20 protein-coding genes are annotated in these 18,172 nt (G+C 72.8%); 13 read left to right on the top strand and 7 right to left on the bottom strand.

Features of this window, described 5'->3' with window-relative positions; genetic code table 11:
* From AB0J74_RS29975 to AB0J74_RS29945, 7 genes are all read right to left on the bottom strand, one after another.
* Positions 1 to 536, bottom strand: a 536-nt coding sequence (locus AB0J74_RS29975) for a nucleotidyltransferase domain-containing protein (protein ID WP_363453823.1), incomplete at its 3' end; no start/stop codon positions are given.
* 131 nt (positions 537 to 667) lie between these two features.
* Positions 668 to 1,129, bottom strand: a complete 462-nt coding sequence (locus AB0J74_RS29970) for a nitroreductase/quinone reductase family protein (protein ID WP_363453821.1) — start codon at positions 1,127 to 1,129, stop codon at positions 668 to 670.
* 20 nt (positions 1,130 to 1,149) lie between these two features.
* On the bottom strand, positions 1,150 to 3,864 hold the full coding sequence (locus AB0J74_RS29965; RefSeq protein ID WP_363453819.1) for an FtsX-like permease family protein: 2,715 nt from the start codon (positions 3,862 to 3,864) through the stop codon (positions 1,150 to 1,152).
* Positions 3,861 to 4,574 (bottom strand): ABC transporter ATP-binding protein, encoded by a 714-nt coding sequence (locus tag AB0J74_RS29960; protein WP_363453817.1) that lies wholly within the window; start codon positions 4,572 to 4,574, stop codon positions 3,861 to 3,863. The genes AB0J74_RS29965 and AB0J74_RS29960 overlap by 4 nt, the downstream gene beginning before the upstream one ends.
* Positions 4,571 to 5,149: a PadR family transcriptional regulator gene (locus AB0J74_RS29955; protein ID WP_363453815.1), complete on the bottom strand. Its 579-nt coding sequence runs from the start codon at positions 5,147 to 5,149 to the stop codon at positions 4,571 to 4,573. Before AB0J74_RS29955 ends, AB0J74_RS29960 begins: the two co-directional genes overlap by 4 nt.
* A gap of 43 nt (positions 5,150 to 5,192) precedes the next feature.
* Positions 5,193 to 5,612: a ferritin-like domain-containing protein gene (locus AB0J74_RS29950; RefSeq protein WP_363453813.1), complete on the bottom strand. Its 420-nt coding sequence runs from the start codon at positions 5,610 to 5,612 to the stop codon at positions 5,193 to 5,195.
* On the bottom strand, positions 5,609 to 6,049 hold the full coding sequence (locus tag AB0J74_RS29945; protein ID WP_363453811.1) for a hypothetical protein: 441 nt from the start codon (positions 6,047 to 6,049) through the stop codon (positions 5,609 to 5,611). The genes AB0J74_RS29950 and AB0J74_RS29945 overlap by 4 nt, the downstream gene beginning before the upstream one ends.
* Positions 6,050 to 6,269: 220 nt before the next feature.
* Between AB0J74_RS29945 and rimP the strand changes: the two genes are divergently transcribed.
* From rimP to rpsO, 13 genes are all read left to right on the top strand, one after another.
* Positions 6,270 to 6,860 (top strand): ribosome maturation factor RimP, encoded by a 591-nt coding sequence (gene rimP / locus AB0J74_RS29940; RefSeq protein ID WP_363453809.1) that lies wholly within the window; start codon positions 6,270 to 6,272, stop codon positions 6,858 to 6,860.
* On the top strand, positions 6,857 to 7,912 hold the full coding sequence (nusA, locus tag AB0J74_RS29935) for a transcription termination factor NusA (protein ID WP_363453807.1): 1,056 nt from the start codon (positions 6,857 to 6,859) through the stop codon (positions 7,910 to 7,912). The genes rimP and nusA overlap by 4 nt, the downstream gene beginning before the upstream one ends.
* Before the next feature lie 11 nt (positions 7,913 to 7,923).
* Entirely contained in the window at positions 7,924 to 8,271 is a 348-nt protein-coding gene (locus AB0J74_RS29930; protein ID WP_363453805.1) for a YlxR family protein, read from the top strand.
* A gap of 82 nt (positions 8,272 to 8,353) precedes the next feature.
* On the top strand, positions 8,354 to 11,377 hold the full coding sequence (infB, locus tag AB0J74_RS29925) for a translation initiation factor IF-2 (RefSeq protein WP_363453803.1): 3,024 nt from the start codon (positions 8,354 to 8,356) through the stop codon (positions 11,375 to 11,377).
* Positions 11,378 to 11,454: 77 nt separating this feature from the next.
* Positions 11,455 to 11,748, top strand: a complete 294-nt coding sequence (locus AB0J74_RS29920) for a DUF503 domain-containing protein (protein WP_363453801.1) — start codon at positions 11,455 to 11,457, stop codon at positions 11,746 to 11,748.
* 104 nt (positions 11,749 to 11,852) lie between these two features.
* Entirely contained in the window at positions 11,853 to 12,329 is a 477-nt protein-coding gene (gene rbfA, locus AB0J74_RS29915) for a 30S ribosome-binding factor RbfA (protein ID WP_363453799.1), read from the top strand.
* Entirely contained in the window at positions 12,326 to 13,360 is a 1,035-nt protein-coding gene (locus tag AB0J74_RS29910) for a bifunctional oligoribonuclease/PAP phosphatase NrnA (protein ID WP_363453797.1), read from the top strand. Before rbfA ends, AB0J74_RS29910 begins: the two co-directional genes overlap by 4 nt.
* 33 nt (positions 13,361 to 13,393) lie before the next feature.
* Positions 13,394 to 13,792, top strand: a complete 399-nt coding sequence (locus AB0J74_RS29905; protein WP_363453795.1) for a hypothetical protein — start codon at positions 13,394 to 13,396, stop codon at positions 13,790 to 13,792.
* A complete protein-coding gene (locus tag AB0J74_RS29900; RefSeq protein ID WP_363453793.1) occupies positions 13,789 to 14,007 on the top strand; it encodes a DUF6186 family protein in 219 nt (72 codons plus the stop codon). The genes AB0J74_RS29905 and AB0J74_RS29900 overlap by 4 nt, the downstream gene beginning before the upstream one ends.
* Positions 14,008 to 14,459: 452 nt before the next feature.
* A complete protein-coding gene (locus AB0J74_RS29895) occupies positions 14,460 to 15,779 on the top strand; it encodes an MATE family efflux transporter (RefSeq protein WP_363453791.1) in 1,320 nt (439 codons plus the stop codon).
* A gap of 22 nt (positions 15,780 to 15,801) precedes the next feature.
* Positions 15,802 to 16,683 carry a tRNA pseudouridine(55) synthase TruB gene (gene truB, locus AB0J74_RS29890; protein WP_363453789.1) on the top strand — a complete coding sequence of 294 codons (882 nt, stop codon included), beginning with the start codon at positions 15,802 to 15,804 and terminating at the stop codon, positions 16,681 to 16,683.
* 34 nt (positions 16,684 to 16,717) lie between these two features.
* Positions 16,718 to 17,647, top strand: coding sequence for a bifunctional riboflavin kinase/FAD synthetase (locus tag AB0J74_RS29885; RefSeq protein ID WP_363453787.1), 930 nt, complete (start codon positions 16,718 to 16,720; stop codon positions 17,645 to 17,647).
* A 130-nt stretch (positions 17,648 to 17,777) separates the two neighbouring features.
* Complete coding sequence (rpsO, locus tag AB0J74_RS29880; RefSeq protein ID WP_089254609.1) at positions 17,778 to 18,047, top strand: 30S ribosomal protein S15; 270 nt, start codon at positions 17,778 to 17,780, stop codon at positions 18,045 to 18,047.
* The last annotated feature ends 125 nt before the right edge of the window (positions 18,048 to 18,172 follow it).

Raw genomic sequence — 18,172 nt, 5'->3', positions numbered from 1 at the left:
GACATCACCCCCCAACCACCCACCCTCTCCCCCCCCCCCCCGCTCTCCCCCCCTCCGGCGGCCCGCCCCCCCCCCCGGGGGGCCCCCCCCCCCCCCCCCCACCACGCCTCTCGGGCCAGGGTCGTGAACTCCGCGGTGCGCGCCTCCGCGAGCCGGCCCAGATGCACGTCGCGGAGTTTCTCGAACCAACCGTCGGGGTCGTGGATCGGCTTCGTGGTCACGTAGCGGTCCGCCGCCAGTGGCCACGAGGTCGACAGCGTGCGGGCGTGGCGGAGGTATTCGTCGGCGCCGACCACGCCCAGGTCGACCAGCACACCGTCGACGCGGCGGGTGACCGGCCGTGGGCCGGCCCCCTGCTTGTAGGTGACGACGACCAGGTCGACGTCGCTGGTGTCGGTGTCGTCGCCGTGCGCGAGCGAGCCGTGCACGCCGATCGCGAGGATGTCGGCCGGATAGCGCCGGCGGGCCGCGTCAGCGACCAGCTCGGCCACCACCCAGCGTGGGTTTGCCAGGTAGGGGTTCGGCTCGTCGCTCACGGGCGTCATTGTGTCGCCTCAGGTGGGGCCGATCCAATGGATGTGGGTCATGCGAACCATGGTGGGTGCGCTCCCAGCCGGACGCTCGTGCCGGCCGCCGGGATGGCACGATGCCGGTACGCCGGACGGGGTCAGACCCGTTCGAGCCGGAACACATGGATGGGCCGGCCCGCCCGCTTCTGATAGGCCAGGTAGCCCGGCCAGACGTCGACCGCCCGGGCCCACTGCGCCGCCCGTTCCGAGCCGTCGAGCAGGCGGGCCTTGACCGGCACCGCCGCACCGCCCAGGGTCAAGGTCGCGGCCGGGTCGGCGAGCAGGTTGAGCACCCACGCCGGCTGGGCGGGGCGTCCCCAGTTGGAGCCGACGACCACCCAGCCGTCGCCGTCGGGCAGGCACAGCAGCGGGCTGTCGCGCCGCCGGCCGGTGCGGCGCCCGCAGGTGCTGAGCAGGGCCGACGGGATCAGGCCGAGGGCCACCACGCGGCCCCGGGTGAGCCGGCTGACGACGCGGTCCAGCGGCACGAGCAACGGACCCACCCGATAGAGGAACCGGGTGGGTCCGAGGCGGCGGGCGGTCGCCCGGAAGACTGACATCGGCACAGTGTGCCCGTCGTTCAGTCCGCGCGTCGCTCGATCGGCAGCCGGGCCCGGGTGAGCAGGCCGGTGCCCAGCATCGCGATCACCGGGATCGACACCAGCAGGAGCAGGACGACACCGGGCACCGCGAAGGGGTACGGGACCTCGCGCGGCCAGTTGCCCGCGAACTGCCGGTTGTAGGCGGCCAGGATGGCCCACCCGGAGCCGAGCCCGGCCGCCGTGCCGAGCAGCGAGCCGAGGCCCGCGATCACGCCGGACTGGCTGAGCGTGAGCACGCGCCGCACGCTCGGCGCGGCACCGATCGCCGCCAGCGTCGACAGGTCGCGCCGGCCGTCCGCCGCGGCCAGACCGGTCGCGACGAACGTGGCACCGAGCGCGACCAGGATCGCGGCCGCCGCGAGGATCAGCACCTCGGTCGGCGTGCCGGTCGGCGGGCCGGTCTCGACACTGGCGTAGCCGCGGCCCGGCAACTCGGCCACCGATGCGGCCAGCCGGTCCTGCGCGGCCTGGTCAGGCACCCGGGCGGTGGCGATGACGAAGCCCTCGGGCACCGTCTCCAGCCCGAGCGCGGCCACCGCCGCCGGCGACAGATAGCTGCGCTGCATGCCCGCCGCCGCTATGCCCTGGCCCACCTCGAGGCCGCTGCGCAGCGCGTACCCGGGGACGGTCGCCGTCTTGAAGATCTTCTCGCCGGTGCCGTCGTCGGAGTCGCCGCCCAGTTGCAGGGTGATGGTGCCGTCGTGCACCAGCCGCGGATCGCTGACCACGGCGCCGCCGGCCGCGAGCACCTGGGTGGCCGCGCGCATGTCGTCCGCCGTGGGCTGCGACAGCGCGCCGAGGTTGTCGCCGTTGCCGACCACGGTGGTGAAGGGCAGGTTGCCGAACTGGAACGCGGGTGCCTGGCAGCGCGGGTCGGCCAGGGCCTGCTGTTTCTGCTCGTCGGTGAGTGCGCCGCTGGCGTTGGAGAACGGGCAGGCCAGCTCGGTGGGCATGGCGGGGCGGACGAAGCAGTAGGGCTGCTCGCCGTCGACCTTCGGGCAGCCGATCGTGTCGACCTGGCGCACGCCGGTGACGGCCAGGCTGCCGGCCGCCGCGGCGGCCACCCGCTCGACGGTCGGGACGCCCTCGGTCGCGTCGCCGAGCTGGACGGCGGCGTAGCCGAGCGGCAGGCCGGTGCGGTACTGCTCGACCTGGCGGTCGTTGTCGCTGGCCAGGAACGTGCCGATGGCGACGCAGGCGGCCACCGCGGCCATCACCGCGGAGATCGCCGGTGCCGCCGCGGCCCGGTTGCGGGCGGTGTCGCGCAGCGCGATCCGGGGGCCGAGCGGGAACCACCGGCCGAACGAGGCGACCAGCCCGACCAGGGCCGGCGTGACCAGCACCAGGCCCAACTCGCCGAGCACCAGGCCGGCCACGAGGCCTTCGGCCCGCGAGGTGCTCGCGCCGAGGACCGCGACCAGGCCGCCGACGGCGACCAGGCCGATGCCGAGCAGCACCCAGCGGCGCCGGGAGCGCAGCGCACCGCGCCGGCCGGTCAGGGCGGCGACGACGTCCTGCCGGGCGGCGGCCACCGCCGGTGCCAGCGCGGCCAGGAGGCCGGTCAGCAGCGCGAGGCCGGCGACCACGGCGAGCGCCACCGGATAGACCCGGTAGCCACCGGCCCGCTCGTTGGCGACGTAGACCTCGACCAGCGGGCGGGCGATCACCGCACCGGCGACGCCGATCCCGACGCCGAGCACCGCACCGGCCAGGCCGAGCACGATGCCGTCGGCCAGCACGATCCGGCGCAGGTGGGCCGGGGTGCCGCCGTTGGCCGAGACGAGGGCCAGTTCGCGGCGGCGCCGGCGGGCACCGATGGCGAACGCGGGGCCGGCGAGCAGCACCACCTCGAACAGGCCGAGCCCGCCGACGATGGCGGCGACCTTCAGGCCGCCGCCGACGCCGCCGCCGGTCCGTTCGAGCACGCCCTCGGGGTTGGCGGGCGGGTCGAGCGCGACCGAGCGCGAGAAGACCACCATGCCTTTGGCGTTGAGCGTGCGGACCTCGGACCAGAGCACCGGGCCGGGCGTGTCGACCAGCCAGCCGCCGGCTTGCTCCGGGTCGGGTGGCGTCACCATGACCTCGCCGAGGTCGCTGGGCGTCTCGACCACACCGACCACCGAGTACGTGGTGGTGCGCGCGGCGTCCTGCACGGTGCCGCCGAGCTTCGTGCCGAGCCGGTCCAGCGCGCGGCGGCTGAGCGCCACCTCGGTGCCGGTCTTCGGCGCCCGCCCGTCGAGCACGGTGACCATGCCCTTGGCCATGGGGTCGCCGGCGTCGACGCCGATCACCTCGACACCGCCGATGCCGGTCGCCGTGCGCATCTCGAGCCAGGTGGAGCTGGTCGGCAGCACCTTGCTGCCGGGCGGCAGCTGTTCGAGCAGGTCGCGCTCGGTCGGCTTGAACGGGTCGCCCTGCCGGTCGCGCGGTGCCGCCTGCTCGCTCTGCCAGTTCTCGCCGATGAGGTCCTGCTGCAGCGGCGCGCTGTCGTACCACTGGATCCGCGCGTCAGCGGCACCGATCTGGCGGTCGATCTTCTCGGCCGGCCGCAGGTCGAACATGTCGTAGGTGGCTGCCGCGAAAGCCAGCCCGACCACCGGCAGGGTGATCAGCACCAGCACCATGGCGGTGCGCCCCTTGGCCCGGCGGGCTTCGCGCAGCGCGATCCGCAGGGCCGTCCGCCACGCACTCATGCCTTCGCTCCGAGGAGCTGTTCGGGCTCGCCGACCGGGCTGGTGGTGTCGACCACGACACCGTCGCGCAGGAAGACCACCCGGTCGGCCCAGGCGGCGTGGCGGGCCTCGTGGGTGACCAGGACGCCGGCCGCACCGGCGTCGACCCGGCTGCGCAGCAGCCGCAGCACGGCCTCGCCGGTCTGCGAGTCGAGCGCGCCGGTCGGCTCGTCGGCCAGCACCAGGCGGCGTTCGCCGACCAGCGCCCGGGCGATCGCCACTCGCTGCTGCTGGCCGCCGGACATCTCGTCGGGGAAGCGCGGTGCCAGCTCGGCCAGCCCCACCTCGTCGAGCGCGACCGCGGCCAGCCTGCGCGCCTTGCGCACGCTCATCCCGTCGAGCTCGAGCGGCAGCGCCACGTTCTCCACCGCGGTCAGGCTGGCCAGCAGGTTGAGGTCCTGGAAGACGTAGCCGACGTGCCGGCGGCGGATCCGGGCCAGTTCCTTGCGACCCAGGGTGCCGAGAATCTCGCCCTCGACCAGGACCTCGCCCCGGCTCGGCGAGTCGAGCCCGCCGGCCAGGTTGAGCAGGGTCGACTTGCCCGACCCGGACGGGCCCATGACCGCGACCAGTTCGCCGGCCGCGACCGCGAGGTCGATGCCGCGCAGGGCGTGCACGGCGGTCTCGCCGGTGCCGTGGGTGCGGTGTACGCCGCGCAGTTCGAGGATCACCGGTGGGCCTCCGTACGGTGGTCGGCGCTCTCCGGGGTCGCGACCGACCCGGGTGCCGGTGGTTTGTAGCGGACCAGGCTGGCCTCGCAGTGGTCGAGCCAGCGCACCTCGGCCTCGGCCTGGAAGACCATCGCGTCGAGGATCAGTCGCCAGGACATGTCGCCGGGCTCGTCGGAGCGCGACTTGAGCCGGGTCAGCTCCTGCAGGGTCTGGATGGTGGCCGTGCGCTGGGTCTGCACCACCGCCCGGACGTCGACGCCGGGGGTGGTGAGCGCGAGGGCCAGCTTGATGGCGAGCTCGTCGCGCGGTCGGTCGGTGCGGCTGATCGGGGTGGCGAACCAGACCGTGATCTCAGCGCGACCCAGATCGGTCAGCTCGTACGGCCGCTGGCCGCCCTCGTTCTCCGGCAGCGGACGGACCAGGCCGTCCCGTTCGAGGCGGGACAGGGTCGTGTAGACCTGCCCGATGTTGAGCGGCCAGGTGGCGCCGGTCGACTCCTCGAAGGCGGCGCGCAGCTGGTAGCCGTACATGGGGCCGCGCTCGAGCAGGGCGAGCAGGCCGTGTCTGATGGACATGGCTACTGAGTATGCATACGGAGTATGCGGCTGGCAAATCGCCCTAAGACGGGATCTTGCCCGGGAATGTCACGGTGATCGGGTCGACCTTGGCGAACCGGCGCCAGCGGGTGGCCCGCACGGCGCAGCCGGTGAGCGCGTCGAGGGCCTGGCGGCGCTGGGCGCCGACGGTCGCCGTCAGGGCCGCCCGCCAGACCGCGCCCGCCTTCTCCTCGACGGCGATCGCCACCCGCAGCGCGGCGGCCCGGTCGACGACCGGCTCCGGCAGGCGGTAGGCGGGCGCGGCGGGTGGCAGGCCGGTGCCGTTGAGGGTCAGCACCAGGGCGTCGCGCAGGCTCCGGTGCGCCGCCTCGGCGGCCCGGGCCGCGTCCTGCTCGGCCCCGGTCAGCCGGACCCCGATCGGCCCGTACGCGAAGATCGCGGCGTATTCGGCGGCCAGCGCGGCCGGCAGTTCCCCGGTCACTTGAGGGCCTCCAGGTGTGTGGCGCGGGCGGCGGCGATCGAGCCGACCAGCGCCGCACGGTGGGCGGGCGCGGCCAGGCAGGCCTGGATCGCGGCCTGGTAGCCGGCCTTCTCGGCGACCCGGAGTGCCTCGATCCGGTCCTCGACCGTGCCGGTTTCGGCACCCGCCGAGGCTGAGCCGGCCGGGCTCGGGGCCGCGGTGGCCATGATTCGGGCCAGCTCCTTGGCGTGCGCGTCGTGCGCCTCGGCGATCGGGGTCAGCGTCGCGGCCCGGTCCGGGAAGTCGGTGGCGGCGAGCCGGTAGCTGACGGCCAGCCGGCCGGCCTCGTCGGCCAGCGGGAGCAGCGGGTCCGGCGGCGGTGGCTCGTCGGGCCCGCGGTCGAGCAACCCACAGCCACCGGCCGCGCCGGCCAGCAGGACCGCGCCGAACCCGAGCACGGCGCGCCGCCGTACCCGATTGGGAGTTTCGTCCTTTTCATCACCGCCGCGCACCTGGTCAGTCAACACCATGGCCGGCCCGGTCGGGGGGTTCGGTGCGCCGGCCGGCTGGCCCGTGGCGCAGCGCGTTAGGCTCTGCCCAGCCACCGGACGAGGGTCCGGTGGCGCTGAGGCATGGGCGCTGACCCCTGCGCGGCCGAGGTACGTGAAGGGGTGGCAGATGGCACAACGAAGCCGAGCCGCCGGCGGGCGCCCCGCGCCCGGCCCACGACCGGGCGGGCCGCGCGGCGACCTGGCCGCCCGCCGGGCGCGGTTGCGCGCCGTCGTGGAGCCTGTGGTCGGCGACGCCGGCTACGACCTGGAAGACCTGACCATCTCGCGCGCCGGCCGCCGGTTCGTGGTGCGGGTGGTGGTCGACAAGGACGGCGGGCTCGACCTCGATGCCGTCGCCGACGTGTCCCGGGCGGTCTCGGCCGCCCTCGACGCGGCCGAGGAGAGCGGCGACGAGTTGGTCACCGGCGAATACCAGCTCGAGGTCAGCTCGCCCGGCGTCGACCGGCCCTTGACGCTGCCCCGGCACTGGCGCCGCAACATCGGCCGGCTGGTCAAGGTCGGCCCAATCACCGGTCGGGTGGTCGGCGTCGACGACGCCGGTGTCATGTTGGACGTGGCCGGTGAGCACACCGCGATCGCCCACGACGATCTCGGGCCCGGCCGGGTGCAGGTCGAGTTCACCCGGGTCGACGAGGTGGCCGACGACGATCTCGCGGAATTCGACGACGACGAGGACGGAATGGAGGAGCAGAGGTGAACATCGACCTCGCGGCGCTCCGCGCGTTGGAGCGCGAACGGGAGATCCCGTTCGAGACCATCCTCGCGGCGATCGAGACCGCATTGTTGACCGCCTACCGGCACACCGAGGGCGCGCAGACGCACGCCCGGGTGGAGATCGACCGCAAGACCGGCGCCGCCCTCGTCTACGCCCAGGAGGTCGACGAGGAGGGCGAGGTCACCCGGGAGTATGACGACACCCCCCACGACTTCGGCCGGATCGCCGCGATGACCGCCAAACAGGTCATCCTGCAGCGGCTCCGCGAGGCCACCGACGAGGTGCACTTCGGCGAGTACGTCGGCCGCGACGGCGACCTGGTCACCGGCGTGATCCAGGCGCACGAGGCGCGCACCGAGAAGGGCATCGTCACCGTCGACCTGGGCAAGCTGGAGGCCGTGCTGCCGCAGTCGGAGCAGGTCCCCGGCGAGGTCTACGGGCACGGCCAGCGGATCCGCTGCGTCGTCGTGCACGTGGCCAAGGGCTTCCGCGGCCCGCAGATCACCCTGTCGCGGTCGCACCCCAACCTGGTGAAGAAGCTGTTCGCGCTCGAGGTCCCGGAGATCGCCGACGGCAGCGTGGAGATCGCCGCGATCGCCCGGGAGGCCGGGCACCGCTCCAAGATCGCCGTACGCGCCGCCGTGTCCGGAGTCAACGCCAAGGGCGCCTGCATCGGGCCGATGGGCCAGCGGGTCCGCGCGGTGATGAGCGAGCTGCACGGCGAGAAGATCGACATCATCGACTGGTCCGACGACCCGGCCCACTTCGTCGGCAACGCGCTGTCGCCGGCCAAGGCCCTGCGGGTCGACGTGGTCGACCTGGCCACCCGCACCGCGCGGGTGACCGTTCCCGACTACCAGCTCTCGCTCGCGATCGGCCGGGAAGGGCAGAACGCCCGGCTCGCGGCCCGGTTGACCGGCTGGCGCATCGATATCCGGTCCGATGCCGAGCCGGCGGCCGAGGATCGCGATGCCGGTGAGCAACGCGGTGTGGATCACGCGACGGAGCCGGGCGGAGCGCCCGCGGGGGCATAGGGGTAGACTTGATGACGGCTCGACGTGCGCGGCCGGTGCGCACCTGTGTGGGTTGCCGGCAGCGTGTGTCAGCTGACGAGCTACTGCGGTTCGTCGCGGTCGGCGACGGAGATCATTACCGACTTCGACCCGATCCGGCCCGCAGACTGCCGGGGAGGGGCGCGCACGTGCACCCCGATCCGGCTTGCCTCGCGCTAGCGTGCAAACGCCACGCCTTCGGGCGGGCGCTACGTAAAGTTGGTGTCGCAGACACCGGCGAGCTGGCCGGGCACATCCACGCGTCAACCACTACGCCCGATCATCCGACTGGGCGGGTGTCGCAGCAGCAAGGTAGGCAGACCGACATGAGCACACGATGAAGTCCCAGAGATGACCAGGCTTCAAGTGCACGAGTGAGGTCGCTGCGGGTGCTGCCCGCACGGCCTCGGAGTGAGGAGTGCAGTGGCAGGCAAGGCCCGCGTACACGAGCTTGCAAAAGAGCTCGGGGTCGACAGCAAGACCGTTCTCGCCAAACTCAAGGAGATGGGCGAGTTCGTCAAGTCCGCGTCGAGCACGGTGGAGGCACCAGTAGCCCGCCGGCTCCGCGGTGCGTTCGTGGAGGGTTCCGCGCCAGCGGCGCCGTCCGCGCCGACGACCAACGGCAGGAGCGGCCCCGCCGCGTCCGATGAGCCGCGGGTGTCGGCCAAGCCCGCGCCGCCCCGCCGGCCGACGGCACCGGCATCGTCCGGTTCCCCGGCCGCGCGGCCCAAGGCTCCGGTTCCGGGCCCGCCGCCCGCGCCGGTCGCCAAGCCGGCGAGCGCACACGACATCGAGGTGGCCGCTGCCGAGCAGCGCGCCGCGCAACTCAAGGCCGAGCAGCAGGCGACCGTGAAGGCCGCGCAGGAGGCCCGCGCTCAGGAGCGCGAGCAGGTCCGGCGTGAGCCCCCGGCCGAAGGCGGCGCGCAGACCCGACCCCGTCCGGGTCCGGGCAGCGTCCCGCCGCGGCCCGGTTCGCCGGCCGCGCGTCCCGCTCCCGGCACCGGTTCCGGTGCGCCAGGCGGCGGCGCTCCGCGTCCCGGTCCCGGCCGTCCGCCGGGCCGCAGCGGCGGCAACAACCCGTTCGGCATCACTCCCGGTGGTGGCGGCAACCGTCCGGCCGGTCCCGGCAGCGGCCAGCGGCCCAGCCCGGGCCAGATGCCGCCGCGGCCCAGCCCGGCGTCCATGCCGCCGCGGCCGAGCCCGGCGTCGATGCCGACCCAGCGTCCCGGCCGCCCGGCCGGCGGCGGTCCCGGTCGTCCCGGCGGTCCCGGCGGCGGCGCGGGTCGTCCCGGTGGCGGTGGCGGCGGCGGTGGTTACCGCGGCGGTCCCGGTGGCGGTGGCGGCGGCGGTGGTTACCGCGGCGGTCCCGGCGGTGGCGCCGGCGGCGGTGGCGGTTACCGCGGCGGTCCCGGTGGCGGTGCCGGTGGCGGTGGCTACCGTGGTGGCCCCGGTGGCGGCGGCGGTCCGGCTGGTGCCGGTGCGCCGGGTCGTCCCGGTGGTGGCGGTCGCGGTCGCGGCGGCGGTGCCGCGGGTGCCTTCGGGCGTCCGGGTGGCAAGCCGACCCGGGGTCGCAAGTCGAAGAAGCAGCGGCGTCAAGAGTTCGACAACCTGTCCGCGCCGACGATGAGCTCGGGTGCCCCGCGGGGCAGCGGGCAGATCGTCCGGCTGTCGCGCGGCGCGTCGCTCTCCGACTTCGCTGACCGGATCGAGGCCAACCCGGGTTCGCTGGTCCAGGAGATGTTCAACCTGGGCGAGATGGTGACGGCGACCCAGTCGTGCTCCGACGAGACGCTGTTGCTGCTCGGCGAGCACCTCGGCTTCGACGTGCAGATCGTCAGCCCCGAAGACGAAGACCGCGAGCTGCTCGCGCAGTTCAACATCGACCTCGACGCCGAGGTCGCGGAAGACCGCCTGGTCAGCCGTCCGCCGGTGGTGACCGTCATGGGTCACGTCGACCACGGCAAGACCAAGCTGCTCGACGCGATCCGCAAGGCCAACGTCGTCGAGGGCGAGGCCGGTGGCATCACCCAGCACATCGGTGCCTACCAGGTGCACGTCGCACACGACGGCAGCGAGCGGGCGATCACGTTCCTCGACACCCCGGGTCACGAGGCGTTCACCGCCATGCGTGCCCGTGGTGCCCAGGTCACCGACATCGTCATCCTGGTGGTCGCGGCCGACGACGGCGTGATGCCGCAGACGATCGAGGCGCTCAACCACGCCAAGGCGGCCGACGTGCCGATCGTGGTGGCGGTCAACAAGATCGACAAGCCCGACGCCAACCCCGACAAGGTCCGCCAGCAGCTGACCGAGTACGGGCTGGTCGCCGAGGAATACGGCGGCGACACGATGTTCGTCAACGTCGCGGCCAAGCCGGGCATCGGCGTCGAGGAACTGCTCGAGGCCGTCATCCTGACCGCCGACGCGTCGCTGGAGCTGACCGCTCCGATCGACGGGCCGGCGCAGGGTGTCGCGATCGAGGCGCACCTCGACAAGGGCCGCGGTGCGGTGGCGACCGTCCTCGTGCAGAAGGGCACGCTGCGCGCCGGCGACTCCATCGTGGCCGGTGGGGCACACGGCCGCGTGCGGGCCATGTTCGACGAGAACGGCACGGCGGTCGTCGAGGCCGGTCCGGCGCGTCCGGTCCTGGTGCTCGGTCTGACCGCGGTGCCGGGTGCGGGCGACACGTTCCTGGCGGCCGAAGACGACCGCACGGTCCGGCAGATCGCCGAGCAGCGGCAGGCACGGCGGCGGGCGGCGAGCTTCGCCAACTCGCGCGGCCGGGCCACTCTCGAGACGCTCATGGAGCAGCTCAAGGAGGGCGAGAAGACCTCGCTCAACCTGGTGCTCAAGGGCGATGTCTCGGGTTCGGTCGAGGCTCTCGAAGACGCGCTGTTCAAGCTCGACATTCCGGAAGAGGTCCAGCTTCGGATCATCCACCGGGGCGTCGGCGCGATCACCGAAAGCGACGTCATGCTGGCCAGTGCCTCGTCCGAGGCGGTCACGATCATCGGCTTCAACGTGCGGGCCTCCAACAAGGTCCGTGAGACAGCCGACCGCGAGGGTGTGGAGATCCGTTACTACACGGTCATCTACCAGGCCATCGAGGAGATCGACGCCGCGCTCAAGGGCCTGCTCAAGCCGGAGTACGAAGAGGTCGAGCTCGGCTCGGCGGAGGTCCGCGAGGTCTTCCGCTCGTCGAAGGTGGGCCAGATCGCCGGTTGTATCGTGCGGTCCGGTCTCCTGCGCCGCAACGCCAAGGCGCGCCTGCTCCGCGACGGCGCGGTCGTGGCCGACAACGTCACGATCAGCTCGCTCAAGCGGTTCAAGGACGACGCGACCGAGGTGCGCGAGGGCTTCGAGTGTGGTCTGACCCTGGCTGGTTACAACAACATCCAGGTCGGCGACGTCATCGAGACCTTCGAGATGCGCGAGAAGCCGCGCTAGAGCGTGGCTGGTTCGAACGGGCGGGTGGCTTCGGCCGCCCGCCCGTTCGCTTCGCCGCGGCGCTAGGCTGTGCGCCGATGTACACCGGAACCGCAGTCTTCGACGTGCTTCTGCCGGGCGACTCACGGTCGCTCAAGGCCAAGCGTTCATACGTCCGTCCGATCGTCGCCGCGCTGCGGCGCTTCGAGGTCGCCGCCGCCGAAGTCGGCGCTCTCGACCTGGTCGGCCGGGCCGAGATCGGGGTGGCCGTGGTCGCGCCCGATGCCGGTCAGGTGGGCCGGGTGCTCGACTCCTGCGAGCGCCTGATGGCCGGCCGGCCGGAGATCGAGTTGCTGTCCGCGAAACGCCGGACGCACGCTGAAGATGACTGACAGTAGCGGGCGTATGTGCCCGGGTGATGGGCCAACGGCGGTCGAATCACCTGCCCAGGACGCGGGTAGTGTCTGAGCGTAGGCAAGACGGCGGAGGTGACGACATGACGGACCCGGCCAAGGTGCGCCGGCACGCCGAGCGCGTGCGGGAGCTGGTGGCTTCGGTGGTGCGCACCCAGATCAAGGACCCTCGGCTCGGCATGATCACGATCACCGACGCCCGGATCACCGCCGATCTGCGCGACGCGACCGTCTACTACACGGTGCTCGGCGACGCCGCCGCGCAGGCCGCCACGGCGGCCGCGCTCGACAGCGCCAAGGGCGTGCTGCGCAGCACCGTGGGTAAGGCCCTGGGCCTGCGGCACTCGCCGACCCTGACGTTCATCCATGACGACGTGCAGGACCAGGCCAAGCACATCGACGACCTGCTGGCCAAGGCCCGCAACGCCGACGCCGAGGTGCAGCGGCTGGCCGCCGGCGCGACCTACGCGGGCGACGCGCAGCCCTACAAGCTCGACGACGACGATGACGAGGACGACGACGAGGTGGCCAACGACGCCCCGATCGAGGAGCGCTCGTGACCGACGTCTCGGCCACGGCGGTGGCCGCCGGCACGTCCGCACGCCCGGGCGAGGCCGACTGGGGCACCGCTGTCGCGGCGGTGCGCGGCCTGCGCCCCACCGACAAGGTGCTGCTCATCTGCCACGTCAACCCCGACGGTGATGCGCTGGGCAGCATGCTCGCGTTCGGCCTCGGGCTGCGCCGCCTCGGCGTCGCCAACCTCCAGGCCACCTTCCCCGGCCCGCCCGACGTCCCGGAGCCGTTCCAGGCCCTGCCCGGTCTCGACCTGCTGGTGCCCGAGGCCGCCGCGGAGCCCGCCCCCGACCTGGTGCTCTGCTTCGACGCCGCGAGCGTCTCCCGGCTCGGCGGCCTGGTCGGCCGGCTGGCCACGGCGGGCACCTCGGTGGTGCTCGACCACCACGCCTCCAACCCCGGCTTCGGCAGCGTCAACATCGTCGACCCCGACGCCGCGGCGACCGCGGTGGTCGCCGAGGAGTTGCTCCGCCGGCTCGACGTGCCGCTCGACGTCGAGATCGCCGAATGCCTCTACGTCGCGCTGGCCACCGACACCGGCTCGTTCCGGTTCGCGATGACGACGCCGTCGGTGCACGAGTTGGCCGCGCGCCTGCTGGAGACCGGGATCAGCCCGGGTGACATATCCCGCCGCGTGTTCGACACCCGGCCGTTCGGCGCGGTCCGGCTCTACGGCGACGTGCTCTGCCGGGCCAGGCTGGAGCCCGCCGCGGCCGGTGGTCGGGGTCTGGTGTGGACCTACGCGACGCTCGACGACCTGGCCACGCACCGGCAGAAGCCCTACGTGCTGGAGCCGCTGATCGACTCGGTGCGGTGTGCGGCCGAGGCCGACGTCAGCCTGGTGGTCAAGCAGGTGGGCCCGGCCGAGTGGGCGGTGTCGATGCGCAGCAAGGGCGGTGTCGACGTGAGCCGGGTGGCCGTGGCGCTCGGCGGCGGCGGCCACAAGCTGGCCGCCGGCTTCACCGGCCGCGGCACCGTCGACGAGGTCGTCGACGCGATCCGCGCCCAGCTGGGGTAGCCGCTCCGGTGTGACACCGGACACAATCGACGGATGGAGCAGTCGCGGACCGAGGTCGCGACCGATGCGCGCGGCGGCTCCGCTCCGGCGCTCCTGGTGCTCGCGTTCCTCTCGCTGGTCGGTGGCCAGTTGCCGTCGTTCACCACGCGGGCCAACCTCTACACGATCTGCCTGGGCGGCTCGCTGCTCTGGCTCGGGCTCGCCGGCCGGGGCCGGCGACCGGAGCCGGCCCGGTTGGGCCCCGGCACGGCCTGGTGGCTGGTGCCGGTCGCGATCTTCGTGCTGTTCGAGGCCAGCACGTTCGTGCTCGGCTCGATGGCCGCATACCCGACCTTCTCCAAGCTGGCCGACCCGCTGCTGGAAGACGAGGTGCTCCGGTCGGCCGCCTATTTCGCCTGGCTCACCGGCTTCTGGGCGCTGGTGCGGCGATGAGCCTGACCCGCTCGGTCGCGATCGCCGGCTTCCTCGCCGCGATCGTCGCGTTCGCGGTGGTCGAGGTGCTGGCCCGGCGCAAGGGGTCGACGATACCGACGCTCGGCGATGTGTGCACCCACGTGCTGGCCTACGAGGTGGGCCGGATCCCGGTCGGGCGGATCGGTTTCCTCGGTTTCTGGTGGTGGTTGGGCTGGCACCTGTTCGCGCGCTGAACGATCGTTCCGCCTTTTGGGAACGTGGCGCGAAATCTGGGACCTGAACGTTAGCTTGGGTGGTGACACGGCAGTAACCCGCCGTGCACCCGCGCACCGCCTCCAGGGTCCCACCAGACCCGGGGTTGACGTTGTGACGCGCTCCGCGCCGGCGATCCCGGCGCCGCCGTCCGGCGACCACCGGCCACACCGCCCTGGAAGGACCCTGCAATGAGCTCGAAGCGCAAGCACGAGAAGCAGACCGACGAGGCCCGCGAAGCCGCCCGTCGCGCCCTGCAGACGTCGATGGACACCCGCCAGTAAGGGGGTTTCCCGCACGCTCGCCCCAAGGACCTGCTGTCGCCGTTCGCCACCGTCGACGAACCGCGACAACAGGTCCTTGTGCTTTTCTCCCCTGTAAGGCACGTGTCGCGCTTGCGTTCCTTACAACGCGCATGCCACGATGCCTCCCGATGGACACCACCGCCACCGCCACCACCTCGGCCGCACCGCGCCGGATCGCCGCGCTGGCCCTGCCGGCCCTGGTCGTGCTGGCCGCCGAGCCGCTCTACGTGCTGGTCGACACCGCGGTCGTGGGGCACCTGGGCAGCGTCCCGCTGGCCGCGGTCGCGGTCGGCGGCACCGTGCTCACGATGGCCGCCTGGCTCGGCACGATCCTGGCCTACGGCACCACCGGCCGGGCCGCCCGCCGGTTCGGCAGCGGCGACCGCACCGCCGCGGTCGAAGAGGGCCTGCAGGCCTCGTGGCTGGCGTTCAGCGCCGGCCTGGTGATCGCGGTCGGCATGCAGTTCGCGGCCGGGCCGCTGGCCGAGGCGCTGGCCGGCAACCCGGAGATCGCCGGCTCGGCCGCACGCTGGCTGCGGGTCGCCGCGCTCGGCGCACCCGGCCTGCTGCTGGCCGCGGCCGGCAACGGCTGGATGCGCGGCGTGCAGGACACCCGCCGGCCGTTGTTCTTCGTGCTCGGCGCCAACGTGTTGTCGGCGGCACTGTGCCCGATCCTGGTCTACCCGGCCGGCCTCGGGCTGATCGGCTCGGCGATCGCCAACATGGTCGCGCAGACGGTGGCCGGCGCCTGTTTCGCGGTCGCCCTCTTCCGCGAGCGGATCGCCTGGCGGCCGCGCCCCAGCGTGATCGGCGAGCAACTCCGGATGGGCCGCGACCTGCTGATCCGCGGCGGCGCGTTCCAGCTCAGCTTCCTGTCGGCCACCACGGTGGCCGCCCGCTTCGGCACCGCCACCGTGGCCGGGCACCAGATCGCGATGCAGCTGTGGTTCTTCACCGCCCTGGTGCTCGACGCCGTCGCGATCGCGGCTCAGTCGCTGGTCGGCGCGGCGCTGGGTGCCGGTGACGCCGACCTCGCGCGGGCGCTGGCGCGGCGGATCGCGCTGATCGGGGTCGTCTGCGGCGTGGCGTTCGCGGTGGTCATCGCGGCCGGCACCGGGATCGTGCCGCGGCTGTTCACCTCCGACGCCGCCGTGCGCGACCAGGCCGCCGTCGCCTGGCCGTGGTTCGTGGCCATGCAGCCGATCGGCGGGCTGGTGTTCGCGCTCGACGGGGTGCTGATCGGCGCGGGCGACGTGCGCTACCTGCGGGATACCACGGTGGTGGCCGCGCTGGGGTTCTTCGTTCCGGCCATCTGGACCGCGTACGCGCTGGACTGGGGTCTGAACGGGATCTGGGCGGGGTTGACCTTGTTCGTCGTCGTCCGGTGCGTAGCGCTGCTGCTGCGGCTGCGGTCCGGGGGTTGGGCCGTGGTGGGTGCCGTCCGGTGAGCGTCTGGCAGGCTTGACCGCCGTGAGTGGTGACGGGTTGATCGTGGTCGACAAGCCGGGCGGGATGACCTCGCACGACGTCGTGTCCCGGGTGCGGCGGTTGGCGCGCACGCGGCGGGTCGGTCATGGGGGCACGCTCGACCCGATGGCCACCGGGGTGCTGATCATCGGGGTCAACAAGGCCACCCGGTTGCTGACGTACGTGATCGGCGCCGACAAGTCCTACGTGGCGACGGTTCGGATCGGGCAGGCGACCGTGACCGACGACGCGGAGGGCGAGGTTGTCTCGTCCGCCTCCGCCGCCGGAATCAGCGACGCCGCGGTCCTGGCGGCGCTGCACGCGCAGCGCGGGGAGATCGACCAGGTGCCCAGTGCGGTCAGCGCGATCAAGATTGACGGGCAGCGGGCCTACAAGCGGGTGCGGGGTGGGGAAGAGATCGCGTTGCCCGCCCGGCGAGTGACGATCTCCCGGCTGGAGGTCCTGGACGTCCGCCGGGTCGGCGATCTTGTCGACGTCGACGTGGACGTGACCTGCTCGTCCGGCACCTATATCCGGGCGATCGCCCGGGACGCGGGCATCGCACTCGGCGTCGGTGGTCACCTGACCGCGTTGCGGCGCACCGCCGTCGGCGGGTTCTCGCTGGCCGAGGCGCGCACGTTGGCGGAGCTCGAGGCCGTTTCGCCCGACGTGGTCAACCTGCCGATGGCCGATGCGGCGCGTCGTTTTCTTCCGACGCGGTCGGCCACCGACGAGGAGGCCCGGGTCCTGTCACACGGCGGCCCGCTCGTCGCCGCCGGCATCGCCGGGCCCTATGCCGTGCTCGGGCCGGCGGGTGACCTGCTGGCCGTGGTCAGCGAGCATGGAGACAAGGCCAAGCCGGAGATTGTGCTGGCGGCCAGCTGACCGGGATCCGACCCTTCGATCTAGGCTTTCCCCCATGGAGCGGTGGCGGGGTTATCAGGCTGTGCCTGGGGGGTGGGGGCGCTCTGCCGTCACTATCGGGGTGTTCGACGGGGTGCACCGGGGGCATCAGGCGATCATCGGGCACCTCGTGAAGCGGGCCCGAGATCTCGGAGTGCGGTCCGTTGTCGTGACCTTCGACCCGCATCCGGCCGAGGTGGTGCGGCCGGGGTCGCACCCGGCGGTGTTGACCGAGCCGGCCCGCAAGGCTGAGCTGATCGAGGAACTCGGGGTCGACGTGCTCTGCGTCGTGCCGTTCACGCAGGATTTCTCCCGGCTGCCGGCCGAGGAGTTCGTGCACGACGTGCTCGTGGAGAGCTTGCACTCCTCGCTCGTGGTGGTGGGGGAGAACTTCCGGTTCGGGCACAAGGCCGCCGGCGACGTTCCGCTGCTGGAGCGGCTCGGGCGCACCTTCGGGTTCGCCGTCGAAGGAGCGCCGCTGGTGTCCGCTGATGACACCGTCTTCAGCTCGACCTACATCCGCAGTTGCATCGACGCCGGCGATGTCCGGGCCGCCGCCTCCGCGCTCGGGCGACCGCACCGGCTCGAAGGGATCGTGGTTCGCGGTGACCAGCGGGGGCGGGAGATCGGCTACCCGACCGCCAACCTGAGCGTCCACCGGTATGCCGCCGTTCCGGCCGACGGGATCTACGCCGGGTGGTTGTGGCGGCGCGGCGGTGAGCGGCTGAGGGCCGCGATCTCGATCGGGACGAACCCGACTTTCTCCGGCCGAGAGCGGCGGGTCGAGGCGTATATCCTCGACTTTGACGGTGACCTCTACGGCGAGCGGGTGGCTCTCGACTTCGTCTCCCGGCTGCGCGAGACGCTCCGCTTCGACGGTGTCGACCCGCTCGTCGCGCAGATCGGCGAAGACGTCGTGCAGACCAGGGAGGCGCTGGCCGAGTGACGTCCCGGAGGCCGATCGATGCCGGGCTGGTAACCTGATAGAGACGTCGGGTCACCGACGCCCGGCCTCGCGTGCCTGCACGACGCCGCGGGTGCGAGGTTCGTCACCATCACAACGAACGCAGGAGATCATGGCGCTCGATCAGGAGCAGAAGAGCAAGATCCGCGCGGAATACGCGACCGCCGAGGGCGACACCGGTTCGCCGGAGGTCCAGGTGGCCGTTCTCACCAAGCGCATCGCCGACCTCACCGAGCACCTCAAGGTGCACAAGCACGACCACCACAGCCGGCGTGGCCTGCTGTTGCTGGTCGGCCGTCGGCGGCGGCTGCTCAACTACCTGCAGAAGACCGACATCAGCCGCTACCGGGCGCTCATCGAGCGCCTCGGCCTGCGGCGTTGACGTGTGCGGGGGAGTGACCGTCAGGTCGCTCCCCCGCTCCACAACTTCATAACCGATAACGGGCCAGCTTGACCGTCGGCGGAGATGTCGACGCACCGGTCCTCGGTAGTGGCCCCCGGGCCGGC

This window comes from Asanoa sp. NPDC049573 (assembly GCF_040676615.1).
Lineage (GTDB): Bacteria > Actinomycetota > Actinomycetes > Mycobacteriales > Micromonosporaceae > Asanoa.
This window is presented reverse-complemented; position numbering and strand designations above follow the sequence as displayed.

Excerpts from the sequence above, each read along its gene's own strand:
- AB0J74_RS29970 (WP_363453821.1), bottom strand. The coding sequence starts at position 1,129 with ATGTCAGTCTTCCGGGCGACCGCCCGCCGCCTCGGACCCACCCGGTTC.
- AB0J74_RS29965 (WP_363453819.1), bottom strand. The coding sequence starts at position 3,864 with ATGAGTGCGTGGCGGACGGCCCTGCGGATCGCGCTGCGCGAAGCCCGC.
- AB0J74_RS29955 (WP_363453815.1), bottom strand. The coding sequence starts at position 5,149 with ATGTCCATCAGACACGGCCTGCTCGCCCTGCTCGAGCGCGGCCCCATG.
- rimP (WP_363453809.1), top strand. The coding sequence starts at position 6,270 with ATGGCACAACGAAGCCGAGCCGCCGGCGGGCGCCCCGCGCCCGGCCCA.
- AB0J74_RS29930 (WP_363453805.1), top strand. The coding sequence starts at position 7,924 with ATGACGGCTCGACGTGCGCGGCCGGTGCGCACCTGTGTGGGTTGCCGG.
- AB0J74_RS29920 (WP_363453801.1), top strand. The coding sequence starts at position 11,455 with ATGTACACCGGAACCGCAGTCTTCGACGTGCTTCTGCCGGGCGACTCA.
- rbfA (WP_363453799.1), top strand. The coding sequence starts at position 11,853 with ATGACGGACCCGGCCAAGGTGCGCCGGCACGCCGAGCGCGTGCGGGAG.
- AB0J74_RS29905 (WP_363453795.1), top strand. The coding sequence starts at position 13,394 with ATGGAGCAGTCGCGGACCGAGGTCGCGACCGATGCGCGCGGCGGCTCC.
- AB0J74_RS29900 (WP_363453793.1), top strand. The coding sequence starts at position 13,789 with ATGAGCCTGACCCGCTCGGTCGCGATCGCCGGCTTCCTCGCCGCGATC.
- AB0J74_RS29895 (WP_363453791.1), top strand. The coding sequence starts at position 14,460 with ATGGACACCACCGCCACCGCCACCACCTCGGCCGCACCGCGCCGGATC.
- AB0J74_RS29885 (WP_363453787.1), top strand. The coding sequence starts at position 16,718 with ATGGAGCGGTGGCGGGGTTATCAGGCTGTGCCTGGGGGGTGGGGGCGC.
- rpsO (WP_089254609.1), top strand. The coding sequence starts at position 17,778 with ATGGCGCTCGATCAGGAGCAGAAGAGCAAGATCCGCGCGGAATACGCG.